Here is a 2,110-nt window from a genome sequence, read left to right on the forward strand (position 1 = left end):
TGGGCACCATTTTCTAGTATAGAAATTGGTGCAATAAAAAATCCAGCGTAAGCTGGTTTTTTTATGCCTAAAAAAAGGATACTTATTAGTACCCCTTTCCCATCCATATATTTAAGCAGTTTTTTGCTTATCTTGTTCGGGCGTTAAATTCGCATCTAACACTAATTGATAGTGTCGACTTGAATCTACTTTATATTCTGCATTTTTAATTGAATCTACAAAAATCCAATCCGACTGCACTTGCGTATCATCGAGCGTAACGACCAAATAACCGCGTTGATTTAAATTACAATACGTCAATTCATCGATAAGTGTAGTAAAGGCAAATTCAAACTTTTGCAACTGATCCAAAGGAATAGTTAAATATTTTTCAAGACCCGGCGAAGAAACCGAGCTTGTCGCCAGTTCAACACCGACATACTTCCCTTTTTGGCTATGTAAGTAAGATGTCCATGCATTATGGGTATCGCCAGCCAAAACAATAATTTTCTTATTAAACTCTGCCAATTTATCATACACAAACTCTCGCTCAGCATAATACCCATCCCAAGCATCGAGATTATATGGAACTAAAGTTGTGACTCGCGCTTTTTCTTGAATAGTTAAAGTTGGATCACCCTGCTCTAATCGTAATTTCAATGTGACTAATTCTGTAATTTGCGCATTCATTTTAGCTAACGCATCTGGCGAAGTTCCACCTGAAGTAATTTGTCCCAGAGAGACCAACAACTCAGCAGGAATCCACATTTTACTCATTAAGACCTGCTGACCAATCACATTCCATGTTGCTGTAGATTGTTTTAATTTATCAACCAACCAATCTCTTTGCGTATACCCTATTAAAGTACGCTTTGAGTCTGTTAAATCAGCCTGAAATTTTTGAGCATCTAAACCAGAAGCTGTCATATAGTCCTTATATTCAAGCTGTTTATCTCGCGCAATAATGCGTGTATCTAGCATTGTTAGCTGTACAAGTGATCCAAAATTAAACTGACGATAAATATTTAGATGATCTGTGTTAGAAACAGGGCGAATTGGCATCCATTCAAAATAAGCCTGTAGAGCAGCTAACTTACGATCAGAAAAAGATCCTTCATTATCTTGATGGTTTTCCGCCCCTTCACGCCAAGTATCATTTGCTAACTCATGGTCATCCCAAATTACAATGAAAGGATGACGTTGATGAACTGCTTGCAAGTCTTTATCCTGACGATATAGCGCATAACGTTTGCGATAATCATCTAATTTAATAATTTCTTTATTATTATCGGATGGCAAAGTACGCCCCAATTTTTCTGCATCTTCTGTCGCATATCCATCAGAGCCATATTCATAAATGTAATCTCCCAAATGAATGACTACATCCACATCCTGTTTTGCTATTTCACGATAAACGTAGAAGTAACCCGCAGGATAGTTAGAACAAGAACATACTGCAAAGCTGACCTTATTAGTACTTACAGGCAAAGTTTGAGTTTGACCAACAGGTGAAGTTTTATTACCAAAATGGAAACGGTAATAATAAATGGTATCCGCCTGTAGTCCTGTTGCATCTACTTTCACGGTGAAATCATCTGTCTTAGTCGTTTGAACCACACCAGTCTTTAAATTCAGCTTAAACTGGTCATCGGTAGCAATTTCCCAAGTGACCTTAAGGCGCACACTAAGATCTACCGGTGTTAAACGCGTCCATAAAATTACTTTATCCTGCAAAGGGTCGCCACTCGCAACTCCATGTAAAAAATCTGCTTGTGCCTCCGAACTTTCTTCATCGGAACCATCATTACAACCCGAAAAAGCTACCGGCAAAGATAGCGCCCCAAAACCGAACAGACTTTTTTGAATTAATTCTCGGCGTGAAATTTTCTCTGACATAAAATTACCTAAGTTTTAAGCAATGAGTGTCTTAAAGTTAAGTAGATAAGATGAACAACTGATCTCAGTTTAATGAACAAATCATGACATAAATTGGTTAAATTATATGAATACCGACAAGAACTGATTGAAAATAAAGCAAACTATCTGATTTTCTCTTGCCAATCGCGTACTTGTCCTCTATTATTGCGCACATGCCCGGGTGGTGAAATAGGTAGACACAGGGGATTTAAAA

1 protein-coding gene is annotated in these 2,110 nt (G+C 37.7%); it reads right to left on the reverse strand.

What is annotated here, in order from left to right:
- Window positions 1-111: 111 nt before the first annotated feature.
- Window positions 112-1,875: an alkaline phosphatase D family protein gene (locus tag UC75_RS08630; protein WP_049837310.1), complete on the reverse strand. Its 1,764-nt coding sequence runs from the start codon at window positions 1,873-1,875 to the stop codon at window positions 112-114.
- Window positions 1,876-2,110: the final 235 nt, after the last annotated feature.

The organism is Acinetobacter sp. V2, from assembly GCF_001188385.1.
Taxonomy (GTDB): domain Bacteria; phylum Pseudomonadota; class Gammaproteobacteria; order Pseudomonadales; family Moraxellaceae; genus Acinetobacter; species Acinetobacter oleivorans.

Coding starts and splice junctions, on each gene's coding strand:
- UC75_RS08630 (WP_049837310.1), bottom strand. CDS start 1,875: ATGTCAGAGAAAATTTCACGCCGAGAATTAATTCAAAAAAGTCTGTTC.